Origin of the sequence: Amycolatopsis sp. QT-25, from assembly GCF_029369745.1 — a bacterium.
Lineage (GTDB): Bacteria > Actinomycetota > Actinomycetes > Mycobacteriales > Pseudonocardiaceae > Amycolatopsis.
Map to the genome: position 1 here is coordinate 2,501,574 of NZ_CP120210.1, position 22,019 is coordinate 2,523,592.

Here is a 22,019-nt window from a genome sequence, read left to right on the forward strand (position 1 = left end):
CGTACCGAAGTCGCCCGCTATCCCGGTAGCGTGCCGGTCATGGCTTCAACCGCGCGAAGTGTGCACCAGATCTGTGACCGGTACGTCGACGACTACGCCGCGACCGACCCGGTCGCCGCGACGACGTTCGGCATCTCCGGATACGACGACCGACTGACCGACTACTCGCCCGCCGGACACGCGGCCAGAGCGGCGATCGCCGCACGCGCACTGGCCGAGATCGAAGCGGCCGAACCCGCCGACGACGGCGAACGCGCGGCCAAGGCGGTGTTCACCGAGCGGATCGGGTTGCAGCTGGAGATCCACGAAGCGGGCCTCGACGCCGCAGCGCTGAACGTAATCGCGAGCCCCGCGCAGGATCTGCGCATGGTCTTCGACCTCATGCCCACCGACACCGCGGAGGACTGGGCGACGATCGCCGCCCGGATGACGAAGGTGCCCGAAGCGCTCGACGGGCTCCGTGCCTCGCTGCTCGCGGCCGCGGACGCCGGCCAGGTGTCGGCGTTGCGGCAGGTGGGCAAGGTCGCCGAACAGGCCGAAACCTGGGCAGGGCTGAAGAACGACACCGGTTTCTTCGAGACACTGGTCTCGGGGGCGAAGGACGTCGACGAAAAGCTGCGCGCCGAACTCGGCCAGGCCGCTCAAGCCGCCCAGGAGGCGTACGCGGAGTTCGCCGGTTTCCTCCGCGCCGAACTCGCCCCGCTGGCGCCGGTCAAGGACGCCGTCGGTGCCGAGGTCTACAAGCTGTGGTCCCGGCTGTTCACCGGAGCCACCCTCGACCTGGACGAGGCCTATGCCTGGGGCTGGGCCGAATTCACCCGCATCGAAGCGGAAATGCGCGAGGTCGCCGATCGGATCAAACCCGGCGCCACCCTCGCCGAGGTGGCCGCCGCCCTCGACGCCGACCCCAAGTACGTCGTCCGCGGCCGGGCGGAATTCCAGGCCTGGATGCAGAACCTGTCCGACAACGCGTTGAAGTCGTTGCGCGGCAAGCACTTCGACATCTCCGACCGGGTCATGGCGCTGGAGTGCAAGATCGCCCCGCCCGGCGGCACCGTCGGCGCGTACTACACCGGCCCGAGCGAGGACTTCGCGCGTCCCGGCCGCATGTGGTGGTCGCTGCCGCAGGGCCGGGACCGGTTCATCACCTGGCGTGAGGTCAGCACCGTCTACCACGAGGGCGCGCCGGGCCACCACCTGCAGATCGCGACCGCGGTCGACCAGTCGAGCTCGCTCGACAAGTACCAGCGGCTGCTGGCGTTCACCTCCGGCCACGCCGAGGGCTGGGCGCTGTACTCCGAGCGGCTGATGCAGGACCTGGGCTTCCTTTCCGACGACGGCGACCTGCTCGGCATGCTGTCCGAGCAGCTCTTCCGCGCCGCGCGCGTGCTCGTCGATATCGGCATGCACCTGGAGCTGGAGATCCCGGCGGGCACCGGCTTCCACGAGGGCGAGCGCTGGACGCCCGACCTCGGCCTGGAGTTCATGCTCACCCGGACCGTCACCGACCCGGCCCACGTGCACGACGAGATCGACCGCTACCTGGGCTGGCCGGGGCAGGCGCCGTCGTACAAGCTCGGCGAACGCCTGTGGCTCGCCGCGCGGGACGAGGCCCGTGCCCGGCAGGGCGACGCCTTCGACATCAAGCAGTTCCACACGCGGGCGCTGGCGCTCGGCGGGATGGGGCTGGACACGCTGCGGGAGATGCTGGCCGCACTGGACTGATCCTGCGTCCCCGGTACTGCCTTCGCAGTACATGAAGGCCCCCTTCCTTGCGCCTGGGTACAGGAAGGGGGCCTTCATGTACCACCAGAGCCGAGCCACCCGTCACGGCCTGCGGTGGGCCGCAATTCGCGTGCGCCCGCCACAGGAGCCTTGATACGTTCCCCTCGTGCACCGGATCTTTCTCGTCACCCCACCCCCCGCCTCCTGAGCGGGGTGTCTCCGGCCGTGCGGCGTTCCGGCCGCCCGGCCGATCCGTGCTGCACTGAAGCACCCCGCGTCGTCGACGTCCTTTTCGACCGACACAGACGCAGGAGCGTTTCCCCATGTCCGTTGCCGTACCCACGCGCGCCCGATCGTCGGCCGCGCTCGTCCTCGCCGGTGTCCTCTGGGGAACCGGTGGCCTCACCGGATCCCTGCTCGCCTCCCGTGCGGGACTCCATCCATTGAGCGTCGCCGCGTACCGGTTGCTCATCGGCGGCGTGCTCGCCATCGGCTACCTCTGGTTCACCGGGGGCCTCCGCGGCCTTCCCCGCACGACCAGTGCCCGTCGTCGCCTCTTGGCGGTCGGCGGTTTGTTCGCCCTGTTCCAGACCAGCTATTTCGTCGCGGTCTCGTCGAGTTCCGTGAGCGTCGCGACGATGACCACCATCGGCAGCGCACCTGTTCTGCTCACCGTCGCGACGGTCGTCAGGACCAGGAAGCTCCCCACGCGGTGGACGGCGGTGTCACTGGCCGGGTCCCTCATCGGGCTCGCGCTGCTGCAGTGGACGCCCGGAGAAGAGGTCAACGCCGCCGGGGTGCTGTTCGCCCTGCTCGCCGCGGCCGGGTTCGCCGCGCTGACACTGGTGACCGCGAACCGCGTCGAGGGGCTGGATCCGTTGCCCACCACGGCGTTCGGCTGCCTGATCGGCGGCGCCGCGCTGACTCCCGCCGCGTTGTGGTTCGGGATGGCCGTGCCGGTCCAGGCCGACGTGCTCGCGCTCGTCGTCTACTTCGGCGTCGTGCCCACGGCGCTGGCGTACGCCGCGTACTTCCGCGGTCTCGAAGGCGCACATCCCGTACTGGCCGCGTTGTCCGCCCTGCTGGAACCGTTGACCGCCGCGCTGCTGTCCACGGCCCTGCTCGGGGAACGGCTGGGCACCGTGGGCTGGTGCGGCGCGGCGGTGCTCATCGCCGCGCTCGCCGTCGCCTACTCGAAGCCCTAGAGCGGCAGCGTCCGGCCGAGGATCGCGAACGCCCGCGGGTCCCCGGCGAAGTGGTAGTCCCGCAGCACATCGACGAAGCCGACGCGCCGGTACAGGTTCCAGGCCCGGCTGGTGCCTTCCGGCGTGGAGAGGAGGACGTGGGCGTTGGGCACGCCGTCGAGCAGCCGCCGGAGGAGGTCCTCGCCGATCCGCTTGCCCTGGTTTCCGGGGCTGACGTGGATTTCGGTGAGCTCGAAGTAGTCCGACATCCAGTGCTCGGCGGCGGCCTGGCCCTCGCGGCGGGTCAGGCCGTGGCGGACCTGTTCGTGCCACCACTGGCCGCCGCGGCCCTTGTAGCCGTAGGCGAGCCCGAGCAGGACGCCGTCCGCGTCGAGCGCGGCCATGCAGCGCCAGCCTTCACGCAGCGCGTGCGTGAGCCACATCGGCGCGCGTTGCTCGGCGGTGCCTTCGGGGTAGCGCATGGCGTCGACGTAGATGGTCAGCGCCTCGGGGAGCCGGGCGCGGAACTCCTCCGCGGACAACTGGACGTAGCGGGTGCGTTCCGAGGACATCGCGGTCACGGGCGCCCATCTTGCCCGTCGCCCGCGACGTCCGCGGGAGTGCCCCCGGTCAGCGCGACGAGACGGGCGAACGTCGTGGGGTACACGGACTTCGGATGCCCGGCGGCGGCCCAGACGACGTCGTGAGCGCGTAACGCGGTGTCGACGAGAGTGGTCAACGCCTTCGGGTGACCGACCGGGGCGACGCCGCCGATCGGCTGCCCGGTGTGCGCGCGGACGAAATCCGCGTCCGCCTTGCCGATCTCGTCGACGCCGGTCAGGGAGGCCAGGATGCCGGTGTCGGCGCGATGCGCGCCCGAGGTCAGGGCGAGCAGGGCGGTTTCCGTCTCGCCGGCGCGGCCGCGGAAGACGAGGCTGTTCGCGATCGCGCCGACCTCGACACCGAGCGCTTCGGCGGCCTGCGCGGCCGTGCGGACTTCGGCGGGAAGGATCCGGATCCCGGCCGCGGCGTTCTGCTGACCCGCCTCGGCGAGGGCGGCCGCGACCTTGGCCACCGAGGGATGCCAGGACTGGTCGATGGTGCTCATGAGCCTATGAGATCACGGGACCGATCCCGTGTCCCGCACCACATGCGGCGGTCACCCCGGTACGCGGTCGAGGCCGCGGGGTTGAAGAAATGGGCACTTCGGGGTTACATTGGTCTTGTTCGAACAGACGTTCGACATTCGGTGAGCGCGCACCGGTGGGTGCCCGGCGCCGGGGTGGGGGAAGCGCCTCGGCGCCGGGCATCGGCCGGCGCTCACGTACAGGAGGAGGGTCGTCATGTCCGTTTCGGTCGTGTCCCCCGACGATGCCGAGAGGCCGGGGGGCGCCGCGCAGCCCGCCCTGCCGATGTCGTTGCGCCCACCGGCACCACCCGCGGCGGTCTCCTTGTACGCGCAGGCGAGGCGGGGGCTCGCCGAGGCAGAGCGGGAAAGCGATCCCGCGGAGCGGTTCATCGGGGCGTATCTCGCCGCGCTGCGGGGCGCGGCGGCGGTACTGGAGGCCCGGGGGCGTCCGCACCGGGGCCGTGCCCGGCCGGCGAGCGGCTGGGTGCTGCTCGACTCCGTCGCGCCCGAATTGAAGGAGTGGGCGGCGTTCTTCGCGGCCAACTCCGCGACGCGGGCCGCCGCGCAGGCGGGGATCACCGGCAAGGTCACCGTCGAGCTGGCGGACGAGCTGACGAAAGCCGCCACGGTGTTCCTGGAACTCGTCCGGCGGGTGGTGCACGGGCTGCCGATGGGTGATTCGGCGCATGTCGCCTGAGTCGCCAGGGAAAGGGGGTGCCCGATGGCCGGGCAGGCCATGATCGACCAGGGCAGGTTCCTGGAGGTGATCGGCGCCGAAACCGAGCTGATGGCTCAGGTGGCGCACACCGCGTCCGCCGACGCGCCGGTCCCGACCTGCCCCGGCTGGACCCTCGGTGAGGTCCTCCGGCACGTGGGCAGCGTGTACCGGGTCACCCGCCGCTGGATCGTCGACGGACGGCGTCCCGGGCACTGGCAGCGCAAACCGGGGCCGGGGCAGTCGCTGGAGGAGTATTTCCGCGAAGGCCGGGACGAGCTCGTCGCCGAACTGTCCGCGCACGATCCGGAAGCCTCGGCGCCGACCTGGTGGCCGGCGGACCGCAGTTACGGGTTCTGGCGGCGGCGGATGGCGCACGAGACGACGATCCACCGGATCGACGCGGAGAGTGCCGTCGGCCGGGAAGTGTCGGTGATCCCCGAAGACGTGGCACTCGACGGGATCGACGAGACGCTGGTGCTCTGGTTCGGCCAGCGGTTGCCGTTGCTGGGCTTGTCCGGCACCAAGACCGGGTCGGTCGGCGTGCGCACCGCGGGCCACCACTGGATCGCCAGGGCCGGGCCCACGGAAACGGTCGCCTGGCGATGCTCCGCCGAAGAGGCCCAGCGCGCGGATGACCTGATCACCGGCCATCCGGACAAGATCTACCGCTGGCTCTGGGGCCGGGCGGGTCCGACGGCGGTGACGGTCAGCGGAGACCAGGACATGGCGGGACAACTCTGGGCCCTTTTGCGGCTCGCGACTCGATGACCGGTCGGTGGGGAAGCCAAACCGGTCAGCGCCAGTCGGCGGAGCCGAAGACGTGCCTGAGAACCGACCGAACGCGTGAACCCGCTCCGGCCGGAGATCCCGCGATCGCGGGGGCAGGGCGCCCTGCCCGCTCATCGGGGTGTGCTCGACCGGCGAGCACCCCGCCGCCGTCGATCGCGGACGCGGGTTCGCCTCCAAGACTCGGAAGTGTCGGTGGTGCCGTCTAGGTTCACGGGTGTGGCGGCACAGCTGGTGAACCTGGTCTTCGACTCGGCCCTTCCCAGAGATCTGGCGGGTTTCTGGGAAGGGCTGTTCAGCTGGGACGCCCCGTTTCAACCGGCGTTCCGCTCCGAGGCGGGCCCCAAGCGGGGCAAGAACCGGCTGCACCTGGATCTGGCGAGCCGCTCGCCCGGCCACCAGGCGGAGCTGGTGGACCGTGCGCTGTCCCTCGGCGCCCGGCACGTCGACATCGGGCAGGGCCCGCCGGAGGAGAAGCGGGTGCCGTGGGTGGTGCTCGCGGACCCCGAGGGCAACGAGTTCTGCGTCCTCGAACCGCGCGAGCAGTACGAGGGTTCCGGCGCGCTCGCTTCGGTCGTCATCGACGCCCTCGATCCGGAGCGGCTCGCGCGGTTCTGGGCGGCCGCCCTGGGCCGGGAGATCGGCGTCCGCGAGAAGACGATCGTGGGGCTGCGGCCGCCGGAAGGTCGCGGCCCGTGGGTCGAGTTCCTCGCCACGAAAGCGGAGAAACGGCGCAAGAACAGGCTGCGGTTCGAGATCGCGCCACGGCGGGGCAAGAGCCGGGCGGCGGAAGTCCGTCGTCTTCGGGAACTCGGCGCGACGGGACAGGGGCCGGCGAGCCAAGGCGCCGTGGCCATGGTGGATCCGGAGGGCAACGAGTTCAGCGTGCTCACACCGCGTTAGTTGTTTCACCGGGGTTGCGCGATGGCGCCGAACGCTGACCTGAGCGAAACACCCGCGCCGTGGGCAGGCAACAACCGGCCGGGACCGTGGAGGTCATGGAGACCCAGCGAGTCCGGCCCGCCCCGGTGCACCCCGGCGAAGAGACAACGACCGCGTCGGCCTGGCGGGTCCGGATCCGCGTGGACGACCGGCCGGGCACCCTGGCCAGGATCGCGATCCGGCTGGCCGATCTCGAGTGCAACATCCTCGGGCTGTCGGTGCTGCCGGTCCCCGGCGGCGTGCTCGACGAGATCGTCCTGCGGCCGGCCACCGGTCTGCCGCGGCGGCTGCTGATCGACGCGATCCGCGAGGAAGGATGCGAATGCTCCGCGGTCATCGACGCGGATCTGGCCGAACTGGTCGACCCGGCCACCGCGACGTTCACCGCGGCCAAGAGAGCCGTCGAGGAGCCCGGCGCCCTCACGGAGGTCCTTCGCGGCGTCCTGGCGGCCGACGTCGTCACGAAGGTCCCGTCGATCGAGGCGAACCCGGCCCGTACGGAGGGCGGGCACCGGGCGGTGTTCCCGGCGGGCGACGGCACCGCGTTCGTCGCGCGCCGCCGGTGGTCACCGTTCGTCGAACTGGAACTGAGCCGCGCCGTCGCGCTGACCGGGCTGATGACCGCCGTCCGCGACAACGTGACCGGTCCGGTCGTGCTCGACCGGGCCGACGGTGCCGCGATCGTCCTGCGGAAAGGGGTCCCCGGTGACGCGGAAGCGGTGTCCGCGCTGCACCAGAGATGCTCGATGACAACGCTTAGGAATGCGGGCCGTGCCACGCCGCTGGCTGCACCGGCTCCTGACCCCGCCGCGGGGGGTCAGCCTGCTCGCGGTCTGCGGGCGGGACGTGCTCGGTCTCGGCCAGCTGATCCCGCAGGCCGATACCGGCGCGGCCGAAATCTCGCTCCTGGTCGAGGACTCCTGGCAGCGCCAAGGCATCGGCACCGCCCTGCTGAGCAGGCTCGCCGTCCTCGCCGCCGCCAAGGGAGAGCGCGAACTCACCGCCGTCTGCCTGCCCGGCGACGACTCCCTGTACCGCACCGCCGCCCGCGTGGGACTCCGCCCCGAACGTGCCGCCGGCGACTCCGGCACCCTGCGCCTCACACTCCCCGACCCCCGCAATTAGTCACCTGGTTGCGGGGGAGACGAGCGCAACCAAGTGACTAATTGCGGTTCCAGAACCAGTCCTTGCCGCGGGCCTCGCCCAGTGCGCGCTTCTTGCGTTCGGGGGTGAGGCGCTCCAGGTAGAGCTTGCCGTCGAGGTGGTCGGTTTCGTGCTGCAGGCACTGGGCGAGCACGTCGACGCCATCGACCTCGACGGGCTCGTTACGCAGGTCGACACCCCGCACCACCGCGTGCTTCGCGCGGACGACCGGGAACCACAGCTCCGGCACGGACAGGCAGCCCTCGCCGATCTCGTGCGTCTCTTCGGACAGCTCGACGAGCTCCGGGTTGATCACGTATCCGCTCAGGCCGCCGACGTCGTAGCTGAACACCCGCAGGCCGACCCCGATCTGCGGCGCCGCGAGCCCGGCGCGTCCGGCCGGTTTCACCCCGTCCATCAGATCGGTCACCAGCGACTCGATCTTCTTGTCGAATGTCGTGACCGGGTCGCATACGGTCTTGAGCACGGGATCCCCGAAGTAGCGCAGGTCGCGCATCACCATGTTCGAACGTCCTTCTCCGCAGGTCTGAGCCGTGATTCTAGGCCCGCAGGCGCAGCCCCTTGGGAGTCGCCCGGAATCCCGCCTCCTGGAGGACGCTGGAAAGCTCCGAGGTGAGGGCCACCTCACCGTCGGCCTTCTGCACCGCGAGCTGACCCAGCCAGCCCTCCCGTACCGCCGTGGACAGTGCCCTCGCGGCCGACCGCAACATGTCCTGATCCTCGGTGAAACTCAGCAGCGACCGGCCGCCGCGTTCGACGTACATCGCCGGGACGCCGTCCACGAGCACCGCGAGCGCGCCCGCCTTCCTTGCCGGACGGTGCTTCGGGTCGCCCGTCGCGGCAGGCCACGGCAACGCGGCGCCGTAGGGCTGGGCCGGGTCGGCGGCGGCGAGTACGACGGCGCCTTCGGTGGTGGTGCGCTGGTTCCCGGACTGCGCGCGCAGCCTGTCGACGGCACCCTTCGCCGCGAACTGCGCGGCACCGAGCCCTTCGACCACGTAACCCCGGACGACCTGGCCCGAATCCTCCATCCCGCGCAAGACCTTGTAGATCCCGGAAAACCCGCCCGTCACCCGCTCGGGGTCGAGCGCGCCCCTGGTGAGGACGCCGTGCCGTTCCAGGAACGCCTCCGTCCGGGCGAGCGCGCGCCTGGTCGGGTCCGGTGCGCGGTCCGGGGTGAGCGCCCAGCGCCCCGCGACCGTCGGCGGACCGCTGCGCGAAGGCATCGCCGGCCGGCCGGCCCGAAGCCGCGCGTACCGGCCACGAGGGGTTTGCCGCCGTGGCTTGTGCGCCGCGCCGGAGCCGGAGACCTGCGCCCGCAACGGGCCGAGGGTGTCCCCGGTGACCAGCCCGGCCCAGACGAGATCCCACAGCGCGGCGACGACTTCGCCGTCGTTGGGCGGGGTTTCGACCAACGGCGAGGCCCGGTCCACCAGCTGGCGGAAGAACTGCGCTCCACCCTCCAAAGTGGACAGAATAGCCTGGTGGAGCGGCCCGGAGGGCAGATCGTCCTCGAGGTCGGGCAGCAGCAGATCGGCGACGTCCGCCGGCGCGAGCGCCAGCCAGCCGTCCCCGCCGGACAGGGAACCGCAGCCGCACCAGATGACCTCGCCCGCGGTGGTGAGCTCGTCCAGCAGCGAGGGGGTGTAGCCGGGCAGCCTGCTCGGCAGGATCAGCGACTCGACGGCGCTCGCCGGGAGCGGGGCACCGGCCAGTTGCTCGACCACGGACAGCACGTCGTCCGCCGTCGGCGCCGACCGCACGCGAGCGCCGATGCCGTGCCACGACGGCAGGAACCGGCCCAGCGCCGCCGGCTCGACCGGCTCCACCTCGGCCCGCAGCCGGGCCAGCGATGCCCGCCTGAGCCTGCGCAGCACCGACGCGTCGCAGAACTCCATCCCGACGCCGTGGGTCTCCGGATGCCCGATCGGGCTCAACTCGCCCCGGACGAGCCTGCCCTGCGCGGTCAACCTGTCCAGCACACCGGTGACCACGGCCGTCCCGAGCCCGAACCGCTCGGCGGCCTGGCGGGCGCTGAACGGACCGCGGCTGCGCGAATACCGCGACAGCAGGTCTCCGACGGGATCGTCGACCGGTTCGGTGAACGCCTCCGGCACGCCGACCGGCAGCGCGGTGCCCAGCGCGTCCCGCACCCGGCCCGCGTCCTCGATGGCGATGAACCGTTCACCACCGCCGATGCGGACCCGGATCACCCGCCGCGCGGCCTCCAGTTCCTCCAGCCAGTCCCGCTGGATGCCCCGCGCGGCGGCCTCCTCGATCGAGAGGTCTCCGAGGAACCGCAACAGATCCGCGGCTTCCTCGGCGTTGCGGGCATGCCTGTCGGGGTCGAGGCGCTGCAGTGACCGCTCGACTTCGGCGACGACCTCGGCGTCCAGCAGTTCCCGGATCGCCTCGGTGCCGAGCAGTTCTGCCAGCAGCGTCGAATCCAGCGCCAGCGCCGCCGCGCGCCGTTCCGCGAGCGGGGCGTCGGTCTCGTACAGGAACATCCCGACGTAGCCGAAGAGCAGGCTGCGCGCGAACGGCGACGCCGACGGTGTCTCGACCTCGACCAGCTTGACCTTCCGCGACCGGACGTCGCTCATCAGTTCGCGCAGCCCGCCGACGTCGTACACGTCCTGCAGGACTTCCCGCATCGCCTCCAGCACGACGGGGAACCGCTCGTACTTGGCCGCGACCGAGAGCAGCTGCGACGCGCGCTGCCGCTGCTGCCACAACGGCGTGCGGCGGCGTGGATCCCGGCGGGGGAGCAGCAGCGACCGCGCCGCGCATTCCCGGAACCGGGCGGCGAACAACGCCGACCCGCCGACCTCGGCGACGATCAGCTGCTCGACCTCCTCCGGATCGAGCAGCACGTCATCGACCCCGATGGTGACTTCGGCGCCCTCGGCGTCCAGCGCCTCCGGCAACCGCAGCACGATGCCGTCGTCGGAATGCGCCACCTGGGCGTCGACCCCGCGGTTCTCCCGGAGCCGGGCCGCGATCGCGAGCGCCCACGGCGCGTTGACCTGAGCGCCGAACGGCGAGTGCAGGATGACCCGCCAGTCACCGAGTTCGTCGCGGAAGCGTTCCAGCAGCACGGTTTTGTCGTTCGGCACATGCCGCGTGGCGGACTTCTGTTCTTCCAGATACGCCAGCAGGTTGTCGCACGCGTACTCGTCCAGCCCGGCGACGGCCGCGCGTTCCCTGGCCACCGAAGGTTCCGAAGTGGACAGTTCGCGGACGAAGGCGCCCAGTGCTCGCCCCAGTTCCAGCGGGCGGCCCGGGGCGTCTCCCTTCCAGAACGGCATCCGCGCGGGCTCACCCGGCGCGGGCACCACGATCACGCGATCGTGGGTGATGTCGGTGACCCGCCAGGAGGAGGTGCCGAGCAGGATCGTGTCCCCGACGCGGGATTCGTAGACCATCTCCTCGTCGAGCTCGCCCACCCGCGAGCCGGGTTTGTCGTCGCCGCCCGGCGTCATCACGGTGAACAGGCCGCGGTCGGGGATCGTGCCGCCGGAGGTCACCGCCAGCCGCTGCGAACCCGGACGGCCGTGCAGTTCGCCACTGACCCTGTCCCAGGTGATCCGGGCGCGCAGCTCGCCGAACTCCTCGCTGGGGTACCGGCCGGCGAGCATGTCGAGCACGGCCAGCAACGCGTCGTCCGGCAGGGACGCGAACGGCGCCGCGCGGCGGGCGAGGGCGGCCAGTTCGTCGACGGTCCACGATTCGAGCGCCACCATCGCCACGATCTGCTGCGCGAGCACGTCGAGCGGGTTCCGCGGGTACCGCACCGCCTCGATCGACCCGGACGCCATCCGCTCCGCGACCACCGCGCAGGAGACGAGGTCGCCCCGGAACTTCGGGAACATCACCCCGCTCGACACCGCGCCGACCTGGTGCCCGGCCCGGCCGACGCGCTGGAGCCCCGAAGCGACCGTCGGCGGCGCCTCGATCTGCACGACGAGATCGACCGCGCCCATGTCGATGCCCAGCTCCAACGACGACGTCGCCACGACACAGGCGAGACGGCCGGTCTTGAGTTCCTCTTCGACGTGGGTGCGCTGCTCGCGCGACATCGAGCCGTGGTGCGCCCGCGCGATCACCGGCGCCGCGCCGGTGGTCAGCCCGGACTGGCCGATCGCCTCGGCCGGATACCGCTCATCCGGCTCCGGTTCGGCCTGTTCCGCCACGAGTTCGTTGAGCCGCGCGGTCATCCGCTCGGTGAGCCGCCGCGAGTTGGCGAACACGATCGTCGACCGGTGCGCCTGGATCAGTTCGAGGACCCGCTCCTCCACCGCGGGCCAGATCGACGGCCGCCGCGGCACGCCGTCGATGTCCTCGAGCGAGCCGGGGAGCCGGGCAAGACCCGCGTCGAGGTCTTCGTTCTGCTTCGGCCCTCGCGGACCGTCGAGATCGGACATGTCCTCGACCGGGACTTCGACGCGGACCTCGATCGTCTTCGCGAGCTTCGGCTGGACGATGGTGACCGGCCTGCCGCCCGCCAGGAACGAGGCGACCTCGTCGATCGGCCGGACCGTCGCCGACAGCCCGATCCGCTGGGCGGGCTTGTCGAGAAGAGCGTCGAGCCGCTCCAGCGACAAGGCCAGATGCGCGCCGCGTTTGCCGCCGGCGACCGCGTGCACCTCGTCGATGATCACCGTCTCCACACCGCGCAGCGAGTCCCGCGCGGAGGAGGTGAGGATGAGGAACAGCGACTCCGGGGTGGTGACCAGCACGTCCGGCGGTGTCTTGCCGAACGAGCGCCGCTCGGCGGCGGTCGTGTCGCCCGTCCGCATGCCGACGTCGATGTCCGGCACCGGCAGCCCCAGCCGCCGCGACGCCTGCGAGATGCCGGCCAGCGGCGCCCGCAGGTTGCGCTGGACGTCGACCGCCAGTGCCTTCAGCGGCGAGACGTAGAGGACGCGGCACCGTTTCCGCGGCTCGGACGGCGGCGGCTCGACCGACAGCCTGTCCAGCGCCCAGAGGAACGCCGAGAGCGTCTTGCCGGAGCCCGTGGGGGCCACGACCAGCGCGTGTTCCTTCGCGTGCGCGGCACGCCACGCCCCCTCCTGCGCCTTGGTGGGCGCGGCGAAGGCCCCGGTGAACCAGTCCCTGGTCGCGGGGGAGAAGAGGTCGAGTACGTCTGCCACGTCCTCCATAGTGCGCCGGACCACCGACAGTTTCGCTCCGAGTACCCGGTCGGGGACGAGTTCGGCGGGTTCCGCACGTACGGTGACCTCGCTCGTGGGAGCATCACGGCCAGCGCGGCCTGATCAATGCTGGGGCGGTCGCCGTTCGGCTGTGAAGGGGTAAGTGCTGTGCGGATCCTGTCGGTGGACCTCGGGACGTCCAACACCGTGGCCGTCCTTTCGGCGCACGGGCGGCCGCCGCGGGTGGTCGAGGTCGACGGTTCGGCCAACATGCCGTCCGCGGTGTTCGCCACCGAGGACGGCACGATCATGGTCGGCCGGGACGCCGAACGCCGGGCCCGTCTCGACCCGACGCGCTTCGAGCCCAACCCCAAACGCCGTATCGACGAACAGACGCTCCTGCTCGGCACCGACGTCATCCCGGTCACCGAGGTGCTGGCCGCGATCCTGCGCCGTGTCCTCGACGAGACCACCCGCCAGCTCGGCGGCGAGCTGCCCGACGAGGTCCGGCTCACCCACCCCGCGCAGTGGGGCCAGACGCGCCGCACCGTGCTGTTGTCCGCCGCCCGGCTCGCCGGGATGGGGGGCAACCTGGTCCTCGTGCCCGAGCCGGTCGCCGCGGCGGCGCATTTCGCGTCGTTCCCCGGCAAGACGCTCGCGCCCGGCCAGGCACTCGCCGTGTACGACCTCGGCGCCGGCACCTTCGACGTCGCGATCGTCGGCGCGACCCCGGACGGCGGTTTCACCGTCGTCGCCGAAGACGGCCTTCCCGACCTCGGTGGCCTCGACGTCGACCAGGCGCTGCTGGTGCACGTCGGCCGTGAGGTCTCGCACAAGGATCCCCAGCGCTGGCAGCGGGTCCTGCGGCCCGAGTCCACTCCGGACCGTCGTACGCGACGCGCGCTGCAGGAGGACGTGAAGGCGGCGAAGGAGGCCCTCTCGCGACACCCGCAGACCGAGGTCCCGATGCCGGAACCGTTCGAGGACGTCCTCGTCACGCGAGGCGAACTCGAAGCGCTGGTGCGGCCGTCGATGCTGCGCAGTGTCGAGCTGATGGCACGCGTGGTCCGCTCGGCGGGAATGACCCCGGACCGGCTCGCCGGCATCTACCTCGTCGGCGGTTCGAGCCGTCTCCCGCTGGTCGGCAGCCTGATCGCGGAGAAGCTGGGCGTCGTCCCCGGCAGTCTCGACCAGCCGGAGACCGCGGTCGCGCTCGGCGCCCAGCACGTCGCTTCCGACGGCATCAGCTCGCGTACGCAGGGTGTCGAAGGGCAGGTCGCGGCCGGCACCGGCGCGCACCCCGGTGTTTCGGGGCCGTACGCGCCACCGCAGCAGGTCGCGTCGATTCCGGGTTATCAGTCCGGCCCCGGCCAGTCCGGCGGTTTCCCGCAGTCGGGGTACCCGAACAGCGGTCCGCAGCAGGTGCAGCAGCCCGCGCCGACGAACTTCCCGACGTACTCGCTGGCCGGACCGACCGCCGGGGACAAGGCGCCCGCGAGCAAGAGGAAGCCGCTCGTCATCGGCGCCATCGTGGCCGTCGTCGTGCTGATCGCCGCCGGGCTCACGTACTTCCTGACGTCCTCGTCGGTCACGACCTACACCGCCGAGGAGTGCAAGGTGCCCGGCGTGGCCGACGACAAGGGCCTCACCGGCTGCCTGCGGCAGCTCGCGGGGAAGATCGCCGACACCGGCGACTGCAAACCCGGTATGGGCAACGGGCCGGCGAAACCGGCCGAGGACCTGGGCGTGACGTCGACCTGCTCCGCCCCCGGTCGCGCCGGGACCCAGGTGACCTACCTGCAGAGCGACTCCGCGGACAAGCTCAAGGCCTACACCGACGGACTGCTCAACGCGGCCGGTGGGGACCGCACCGAGGCCAAATGGGTGGGCAACGCCCTGGAAGGCCAGTACTCCTCGGCCGCCGGCCGGAACGCCGCCGTACTGGTCTTCACCGTGACCGACCGGCCGCTGGTCGGCTTCATCTACCAGGTCCCCGCGGAGGGCCAGAACCCGACGCCGGGTGAACTGGCCGATTACTTCGAGAAGAGCGTCCAGCCGGGCGAGTAGACGCCGTATTCGCGCGTGAAGGCGCCCGTCGTTGCCGACTGCCCGATGCCGCGCCGGGATCGCAGGTCTGCAGGCCCTCCCTCACGCCGGAAACGCGACCTTCCCGGTACATGAAGGGCCTTCATGTACCTCACCGTGGGCATCACGAAAGACCACCTCGACCCCCGCCTCGCCGATGCCGCGCCGGAGGCGGGGCTAGACTTCGCCCGATGCGTATCACGGTCTTCCGGCGGCTGATGGCCGACGAATTCGGTCCCGGACGTGCGGAAACCCTGGCCAGGGATCACGTCTTCGGTGAACTCGGGGGCCGGACCGTCGAACAGGCTCTCGACGCGGGAACCTCGGCCAAAGACGTCTGGCGGGCGGTCTGCGACGCCTTCGAAATCCCGCCGGAGCGACGCTGACCTCGGCAAAGAGGTCAGACCCTAGCGCGACGGCGTGTCGGGGACGGCCTCGAACACACGTTCGTCTATGGTGTTGTCCACAACGGGGTCAGCGATCCACAGCTTGGGCGCGAGGCCTGGAATTGTCGGTGGTCGCCCGTAGCGTCGGACCCGACAGCTCAGAACTGAACAAGCCCTACCGGCTCAACCAACGAGGTGGACTCCATGGCACCAGCAGCACCCGACAAGGACAAGGCGCTCGAACTGGCCCTCGCCCAGATCGACAAGCAGTACGGCAAGGGCTCGGTCATGCGCCTCGGCGAAGAGGGCCGCGTGCCGATAGAGGTCATCCAGACCGGCGCCATCGCGCTCGACGTCGCGCTCGGGATCGGCGGCCTGCCCCGCGGCCGGGTCATCGAGATCTACGGCCCGGAATCCTCCGGTAAGACCACCGTCGCCCTGCACGCGGTCGCCAACGCGCAGCGGAACGGCGGCATCGCCGCGTTCATCGACGCGGAGCACGCGCTGGACCCGGATTACGCCAAGAAGCTCGGCGTCGACACCGACGCGCTGCTGGTCTCCCAGCCGGACACCGGTGAGCAGGCGCTCGAGATCGCGGACATGCTGATCCGCTCCGGCGCGCTCGACATCCTGGTCATCGACTCGGTCGCCGCGCTCGTGCCGCGCGCCGAGATCGAGGGCGAGATGGGGGACAGCCACGTCGGTCTCCAGGCCCGGCTGATGAGCCAGGCGCTGCGGAAGATGACCGGTGCGATGAGCAATTCCGGCACCACCGCGATCTTCATCAACCAGCTGCGCGAGAAGATCGGCGTCATGTTCGGCTCCCCGGAGACCACGACCGGTGGTAAGGCGCTGAAGTTCTACGCGTCGGTCCGTCTGGACGTCCGCCGTATCGAGACGCTGAAGGACGGCGGCGAGCCCGTCGGCAACCGCACCCGCGTCAAGGTCGTGAAGAACAAGGTCGCGCCGCCCTTCAAGCAGGCCGAGTTCGACATCCTGTACGGGAAGGGCATCTCCCGCGAGGGCTCGCTGATCGACATGGGTGTCGACCAGGGCATCCTGCGCAAGTCCGGCGCCTGGTACACCTACGAGGGCGACCAGCTGGGTCAGGGCAAGGAGAACGCGCGCAAGTTCCTGCTCGAGAACCCGGACATCGCCAACGAGGTCGAGAAGCGCATCAAGGAGAAGCTCGGCATCGGTGCCGTCGTCGACGCCGAAGCCGCCCCCGCGCCGGTCGACTTCTAGGGAAGTCAGGCGATGGGGCGAGGTGTGCCTCTTCGCCATGCCTTCCGACGCCGGCCTTTCGGGGCTCGGGTGCCGATTCGTTGTGGACTTCTGAGGAGTGGTAGCTGAATGCGTGCGCCCAAAGTGGATCCGGCGGAGCTGCCGCCGGACGAGCGGAGGAAGAAGGCCAAGGAGATCTGCTTCGATCTCCTGGCCGCGCGCCCGCGCTCCGCGGAGGAACTGCGTCAGGCCCTCAAGCGCAAGGGCTTCGACGAGGAGACGACGGAGACCCTGCTCGGTAAGCTGGACCAGGCAGGGCTCATCAACGACGCCGAGTTCGCCGAAATGTGGGTTCGTTCCCGCCATGCCAACATGGGCCTGGCACGGAACGCCCTCGTGGCCGAGCTCAAACGCAAAGGAATCGATGGGGACATCGCCGTCCAGGCCGCCGACGAGGTGGACCGAGAGGCAGAGGAGCAGCGCGCCCGAGAGCTGGTACGGAAGCGCATGCGCTCCCTGGGCAACGTCGACGAGCAGACGGCGATCCGCCGCCTGCTGGGCTTCCTCGCCCGCAAGGGCTATCCCCAGGGGCTGGCCTACACCGTGATCCGTGACGAACTCCGCGAGTTCGGTGCCGAGTCGGCGCTCCTGGACGACGCCGCCCTCGACTGAGTCACCCTTCACCTGAGTCACCCTTCACCTGAACTGTTCACCGGCCGTGCGGTCCCGCTTGCCCGCCGGCCGGTGTTTGCGTTCTCGCGGGTCGTGAGTGACGTTTCGGTTTCCCTTGCGGGTAAAGGCAAAAGTGGTTTTCGCGACATGAGCGTCGGGCTCGCCCAGGGCCCGGGTACGCGCACCACCGAGGCTCCGGCCATGCCACGGTGGGCCTACCCCTCGATAGCCCGAAACGCCACCACGATTCCGGTGACCGACTCGGTGGCGTGCACGATCCCATGCCGGGAGATCCCTGGGCTGTTCCTGCCGACGCGGCAGCCCTGGGTTCGGGGTCCCCATGTCGCACTAGGGACACTGAGCGTCTCCGATGCGACATGGGGAACCCGCTCGGCCGAGGTCCGCGGGCACTTCATCGGTATGCAGCCGAGCATGACCCGTGATCGCCCGCCAGGAAGGCGCTGACCGGCGCCGACAAAGACCGATCAGGAATCGAGAAGCACCGGGCATCTGCTCGGAAATAGCGTTACCGGCATGAACTTCATCGACGCCATCACCCTCGAAGTGGCCGACACCGAGGCCGCCGAACGCTTCTACACCACCGCCTTCGGGCTCGGGTTCGAGGTGCGTTGGCGGGCTTCGGAGAAGCCGTCCACCGGCTTCCGCGGCTACACCCTTTCCCTCACGGTCTCCCAGCCCGCCAACGCCGACGCGCTCATCTCCGCCGCCGTCGCCGCCGGGGCGACCGTGCTCAAGCCCGCCGCGAAATCGATGTGGGGTTACGGCGGTGTCGTCCAGGCCCCGGACGGCGCGATCTGGAAGATCGCGACCTCGGCGAAGAAGAACACCGGGCCGGCCGTCCGCGAGTTCGACGACATCGTGTTGCTGCTGGGCGTCGCCGACGTGGCCGCCGGCAAGAAGTTCTACGTCGAGCACGGTCTCACCGTGGGAAAGAGCTTCGGCCGTGTGTACGTCGAGTTCGAGGCTGGTCCGAGCCCCGTGAAGCTGGCCCTGTACCGGCGCAAGGCACTGGCCAAGGACGCGGGCGTGTCCCCCGAAGGCACCGGCTCGCACCGGATCGCGATCCACGGCGCCGCCCCGTTCACCGATCCGGACGGGTTCGCCTGGGAGACCGCCGCGCTCGCCGACCAGTCCTGATGTGCCACTACCGGCTGCCCCCGCTCGCTGCCTACCGAGGAGAAACCATGACCACCACCTACGAAGGATTCACGGCCGAGGAGAAGGCCGCGATGCAAGAACACGCCGAGGACATGAAGAAGGCGGCGCGCCGCGGTTCGGCCGAGGACAAAGCGGCGGCGGCGGAGCGGGACGTGCTGGCGAAGATCGCCGAGATGCCCGATGAGGACCGCGTGCTCGCCGAACTGGTCCACACCGTCGTGAAGGCGAACGCCCCGATGCTGGCGCCGAAGCTCTGGTACGGCCAGCCCGCCTACGCGCTGGAAGGCAAGATCGTCTGCTTCTTCCAGGCGGCGGCCAAGTTCAAGACGCGATACGCGACGCTCGGCTTCAACGAGACCGCGCGGCTGGACGACGGCGAGATGTGGGCGACGGCCTTCGCGCTGACCGGCCTCACCCCCGCGGTGAAGAAGCGCATCGCCGTCCTGGTGAAGCAAGCCGTCAGCTGAGCCCACCGCGCGCGAGGACCAGCCAAGCCACACCAGGCGGGAGTGGCCGCTTGTTTTACCGCGTGAGTGGCCACTGGCGGGGCGGCGGTGAAACCCTAGGCTCGGGTGATCACCGGGAGGACCACATGATCACCATCGCTCCATTGGCGCCAGAAGACCGCAAGGTCTGGGAAAACCTGTTCCGGGCGTACATCACCTTCTATGAACGTGTTGCGCCCCAGGAGGTTTACGACCGCGCCTGGGGAGAATTCCGCACGGGGGAGCGGCTGCACGCGCTCGGGGCCCGCGTAGGCGGCGAGCTCGTCGGGATCACGCACTTCCTGGTTCATCCCAGCACTTCCGCGCTCACCGACGTCTGTTATCTGCAAGACCTGTTCACCGCGCCGGAAGCCCGGGGCAAAGGCGTCGCACGGGCGCTGATCGGGGCCGTCGCGGACTGGGCGCGTGACCGCGACTGTGACCGGGTCTACTGGCACACCAAGGAATCCAACGCCACCGCGCGTCGTCTGTACGACCAGGTGGCGGTCAATCGCGGTTTCCTCCAGTACCAGCTCCCGCTCTGAAAGCCGTGGAGGCCACCTTCGCGAAGGTGGCCTCCACGACGAGGATCAGAGCTGCGACGCCTCCGCCGCCAGAGCCTCGATCTTCCCGAAGTCCTTGGCCGCCAAGGCGTCCTTCGGCGTCAGCCACGAACCACCGATACAGCCCACAGTGGACAGTGCGAGGTAGTCCGGCGCGGTCTTCACGGTGATCCCGCCGGTGGGGCAGAAGCGCAGCCCGGGCAGCGGGCCACCGATGGACTTCAGGTACGCCACGCCGCCGCTGGCCTCGGCGGGGAAGAACTTCAGCGCGGTCAGCCCGCGTTCGGCCAGCCGCATCGCCTCCGAAACCGTGCTCGCGCCGGGCAGGAACGGGAGCCCGGTGTCGAACGCCGCGTCGAGGACCGAGTCCGTGCAACCCGGGGTCACCAGGAACTTCGCCCCGGCGGCGGCCGCCTGCTTGGCGTGCTCGGGCGCGGTGACCGTCCCGGCGCCGATGACGATCTCCGGGACCTCCGCGGCGATCCGCTCGATGGAGGCGAGTGCCGCCGGAGTGCGCAGGGTCAGCTCGATCACGCCGATCCCGCCCGCGAGGAGGGCCCGCGCGGTGGGCACGGCGTCGTCGGCGTCGTCGAGCACGACGACGGGCATCACGGGGGACAGGCCGAGCAGGTCGGCGCCGGTGGTCACTGGGTTACCTCCACAGGGGTCAACGTGTGCGCCGGAGCGCCGAAGTGTTCCGGCATGAGCGGTCCGAACACGCTCGCGCCTTGGTCGGCGGGACCGACCGCGCGGCGCAGCGCCGCGAACAGCTCCCGGCCGGTGCCGGTCCAGGATGCCTCCGAAGGCGGGGAGTCCACCAGTTCACGGCGGGCGAGTTCTTCGTCACCCACGAAGACGTCGAGCGTCCCGGCCTTGGCGTCGAGACGGATGACGTCACCATCGGCGATCCGCGCGATCGGGCCGCCCGCGGCGGCTTCCGGGGTCACCTGGATCGCCGCCGGGATCTTCCCGGACGCGCCCGACATCCGGCCGTCGGTGACCAACGCCACCTGGTGCCCGCGGTCCATCAGCACCCCCAGCGCCGGGGTGAGGCCGTGCAGCTCCGGCATCCCATTGGCCCGCGGGCCCTGCTGCCGGACGACCACGACGACATCGCGGTCCAGCTCCCCGGCCTCGAAAGCGTCCTTGAAGGACTTCTGGTCGGTGAACACGCGCGCCGAGGCCTGCACGATCCGGTGCTCCGGCGCCACGGCCGACACCTTCAGCACCCCGCGGCCGAGATTGCCCGCCACCATCCGCAGCCCGCCGTCGGCGGCGAACGGCCGCCACACGGGACGCAGGACGTCCTCGTCGAGGCTGCGCGTCGGGACGTCACGCCAGACCAGTTCCCCCTCGGAGAGGATCGGTTCCTGCCGGTAGCGGTGCAGACCCGGTCCGGCGACGGTCTGGACGTCCTCGTGCAGCAGCCCCGCGTCGAGCAGCGTGCCGACCAGGAACTGGATGCCCCCGGCGGCGTGGAAGTGGTTGATGTCGGCGCTGCCGTTCGGGTACACGCGCGCCAGCAGGGGGACGACGGCCGACAGCTCGGAGAAGTCGTCCCAGGTCAGCTGGATGCCCGCGGCCGCGGCGATCGCGACGAGATGCATCGTGTGGTTGGTCGAACCGCCGGTGGCGAGCAGCGCGACGACGCCGTTGACGACGGCCTTCTCGTCGATCACGCGCGAGATCGGCGTGTACTCCTCGCCCCGCGAGAGCTTCACCACCCGGCGTCCGGCCTCTTCGGTGAGCGCCTTCCGCAGCGGCGAGTTCGGCTGCACGAAGCTGGCGCCCGGCAGGTGCAGGCCCATCACCTCGACGACCATCTGGTTCGAGTTGGCCGTGCCGTAGAAGGTGCACGTTCCCGCCGAGTGGTACGAAGCCGCTTCGGCGTCCAGCAGGTCTTCGCGGGTCGCCTTGCCCTCGGCGTAGAGCTGGCGCACGCGCGCCTTCTCCTTGTTCGGCAGACCCGAGTTCATCGGCCCGGCGGGCACCAGGATCGCCGGGAGGTGCCCGAAGGACAGCGCCCCGATCAGCAGGCCCGGCACGATCTTGTCGCAGACGCCGAGCAGCAGTGCCGCGTCGAACATGTCATGGGAAAGCGCGATCACGGTCGACATCGCGATCACCTCCCGGCTGAACAGCGACAGCTCCATCCCGGGACGGCCCTGGGTGACGCCGTCGCACATCGCGGGCACGCCACCGGCGAACTGCGCCACCCCGCCGGCCTGACGGACCGAGCCCTTGAGCAGCGCGGGGTATTCCTGCATCGGCTGGTGCGCCGAAAGCATGTCGTTGTACGAGGAGACGATCGCGACGCCCGGCGCCCGCACGGCACGCAGTGCCGCTTTGTCGACACCTTCCATCGCGGCGAAGCCGTGGGCGAGGTTGCTGCAGTCGAGGCCGCGCCGCATCGGTCCTTCCGCATGGGAGGCGGCGACACGGTCGAGGTACGCGGCGCGGGTTTCGGCGCTGCGGGTAGTGATGCGTTCGGTGATTTGGGCGATGATGGGGTGGACGTTCGGGGCGGTGCTCATTGTCCGGCTCCGGATCACTGGTCGTGATGGTCCGCGGGACGGCAACGCTGACGTCGCTGGGTCGTGACAGTGGCCACAGTACCGGGGGGC

General features: G+C 70.6%; 18 protein-coding genes and 1 pseudogene. 13 read left to right on the plus strand and 6 right to left on the minus strand.

The window, feature by feature from the left end; all coding sequences use genetic code 11:
- The first annotated feature begins 39 nt into the window (after nt 1-39).
- On the plus strand, nt 40-1,725 hold the full coding sequence (locus P3102_RS11700; protein WP_276368909.1) for a DUF885 domain-containing protein: 1,686 nt from the start codon (nt 40-42) through the stop codon (nt 1,723-1,725).
- A 323-nt stretch (nt 1,726-2,048) separates the two neighbouring features.
- Nucleotides 2,049-2,930, plus strand: coding sequence for an EamA family transporter (locus P3102_RS11705; RefSeq protein WP_276368911.1), 882 nt, complete (start codon nt 2,049-2,051; stop codon nt 2,928-2,930).
- Here the strand turns inward: P3102_RS11705 and P3102_RS11710 are convergent.
- Together P3102_RS11710 and P3102_RS11715 are read right to left on the minus strand one after the other, a co-directional pair.
- The gene (locus P3102_RS11710; protein WP_276368912.1) at nt 2,927-3,490 is read right to left on the minus strand and encodes a GNAT family N-acetyltransferase; all 564 of its coding nucleotides are present in this window, start codon (nt 3,488-3,490) and stop codon (nt 2,927-2,929) included. The two genes, P3102_RS11705 and P3102_RS11710, sit on opposite strands and share 4 nt — an antisense overlap.
- Nucleotides 3,487-4,017 carry a YbaK/EbsC family protein gene (locus P3102_RS11715; RefSeq protein WP_276368914.1) on the minus strand — a complete coding sequence of 177 codons (531 nt, stop codon included), beginning with the start codon at nt 4,015-4,017 and terminating at the stop codon, nt 3,487-3,489. The genes P3102_RS11710 and P3102_RS11715 overlap by 4 nt, the downstream gene beginning before the upstream one ends.
- 235 nt (nt 4,018-4,252) lie before the next feature.
- Here P3102_RS11715 and P3102_RS11720 point away from each other — a divergent pair, with 235 nt between their 5' ends.
- From P3102_RS11720 to P3102_RS11735, 4 genes and pseudogenes are all read left to right on the plus strand, one after another.
- On the plus strand, nt 4,253-4,735 hold the full coding sequence (locus P3102_RS11720) for an SAV_6107 family HEPN domain-containing protein (RefSeq protein WP_276368916.1): 483 nt from the start codon (nt 4,253-4,255) through the stop codon (nt 4,733-4,735).
- 24 nt (nt 4,736-4,759) lie between these two features.
- Nucleotides 4,760-5,524, plus strand: a complete 765-nt coding sequence (locus tag P3102_RS11725) for a maleylpyruvate isomerase family mycothiol-dependent enzyme (protein ID WP_276368918.1) — start codon at nt 4,760-4,762, stop codon at nt 5,522-5,524.
- Nucleotides 5,525-5,761: 237 nt separating this feature from the next.
- On the plus strand, nt 5,762-6,445 hold the full coding sequence (locus tag P3102_RS11730; RefSeq protein ID WP_276368920.1) for a VOC family protein: 684 nt from the start codon (nt 5,762-5,764) through the stop codon (nt 6,443-6,445).
- A gap of 95 nt (nt 6,446-6,540) precedes the next feature.
- A pseudogene (locus P3102_RS11735) lies at nt 6,541-7,609 on the plus strand (GNAT family N-acetyltransferase).
- 37 nt (nt 7,610-7,646) lie between these two features.
- On the opposite strand, the gene def reads toward P3102_RS11735, so the two are convergent.
- Together def and P3102_RS11745 are read right to left on the minus strand one after the other, a co-directional pair.
- A complete protein-coding gene (gene def, locus P3102_RS11740) occupies nt 7,647-8,150 on the minus strand; it encodes a peptide deformylase (RefSeq protein ID WP_276368922.1) in 504 nt (167 codons plus the stop codon).
- A gap of 37 nt (nt 8,151-8,187) precedes the next feature.
- Nucleotides 8,188-12,810 carry an ATP-dependent helicase gene (locus P3102_RS11745; RefSeq protein WP_276368924.1) on the minus strand — a complete coding sequence of 1,541 codons (4,623 nt, stop codon included), beginning with the start codon at nt 12,808-12,810 and terminating at the stop codon, nt 8,188-8,190.
- A gap of 159 nt (nt 12,811-12,969) precedes the next feature.
- Here P3102_RS11745 and P3102_RS11750 point away from each other — a divergent pair, with 159 nt between their 5' ends.
- The 7 genes from P3102_RS11750 to P3102_RS11780 all read left to right on the plus strand — a co-directional run bounded on the left by P3102_RS11750 (nt 12,970) and on the right by P3102_RS11780 (nt 19,377).
- Nucleotides 12,970-14,868 carry an Hsp70 family protein gene (locus P3102_RS11750; protein WP_276368925.1) on the plus strand — a complete coding sequence of 633 codons (1,899 nt, stop codon included), beginning with the start codon at nt 12,970-12,972 and terminating at the stop codon, nt 14,866-14,868.
- A 209-nt stretch (nt 14,869-15,077) separates the two neighbouring features.
- Nucleotides 15,078-15,272 (plus strand): DUF3046 domain-containing protein, encoded by a 195-nt coding sequence (locus P3102_RS11755; RefSeq protein WP_276368927.1) that lies wholly within the window; start codon nt 15,078-15,080, stop codon nt 15,270-15,272.
- Between the two features lie 204 nt (nt 15,273-15,476).
- Nucleotides 15,477-16,517 (plus strand): recombinase RecA, encoded by a 1,041-nt coding sequence (recA, locus tag P3102_RS11760; RefSeq protein WP_061984048.1) that lies wholly within the window; start codon nt 15,477-15,479, stop codon nt 16,515-16,517.
- Nucleotides 16,518-16,640: 123 nt separating this feature from the next.
- Nucleotides 16,641-17,168: a regulatory protein RecX gene (locus P3102_RS11765; protein WP_276371111.1), complete on the plus strand. Its 528-nt coding sequence runs from the start codon at nt 16,641-16,643 to the stop codon at nt 17,166-17,168.
- 534 nt (nt 17,169-17,702) lie between these two features.
- On the plus strand, nt 17,703-18,326 hold the full coding sequence (locus tag P3102_RS11770) for a glyoxalase (protein WP_276368929.1): 624 nt from the start codon (nt 17,703-17,705) through the stop codon (nt 18,324-18,326).
- 47 nt (nt 18,327-18,373) lie between these two features.
- Complete coding sequence (locus P3102_RS11775; protein WP_276368931.1) at nt 18,374-18,814, plus strand: hypothetical protein; 441 nt, start codon at nt 18,374-18,376, stop codon at nt 18,812-18,814.
- A gap of 125 nt (nt 18,815-18,939) precedes the next feature.
- Nucleotides 18,940-19,377, plus strand: a complete 438-nt coding sequence (locus P3102_RS11780) for a GNAT family N-acetyltransferase (protein WP_276368932.1) — start codon at nt 18,940-18,942, stop codon at nt 19,375-19,377.
- 45 nt (nt 19,378-19,422) lie between these two features.
- Here P3102_RS11780 and eda read toward each other — a convergent pair whose 3' ends face one another.
- The gene (eda, locus tag P3102_RS11785; RefSeq protein WP_276368934.1) at nt 19,423-20,043 is read right to left on the minus strand and encodes a bifunctional 4-hydroxy-2-oxoglutarate aldolase/2-dehydro-3-deoxy-phosphogluconate aldolase; all 621 of its coding nucleotides are present in this window, start codon (nt 20,041-20,043) and stop codon (nt 19,423-19,425) included.
- Nucleotides 20,040-21,929 carry a phosphogluconate dehydratase gene (edd, locus tag P3102_RS11790; protein ID WP_276368935.1) on the minus strand — a complete coding sequence of 630 codons (1,890 nt, stop codon included), beginning with the start codon at nt 21,927-21,929 and terminating at the stop codon, nt 20,040-20,042. The genes eda and edd overlap by 4 nt, the downstream gene beginning before the upstream one ends.
- Between the last annotated feature and the right edge of the window lie 90 nt (nt 21,930-22,019).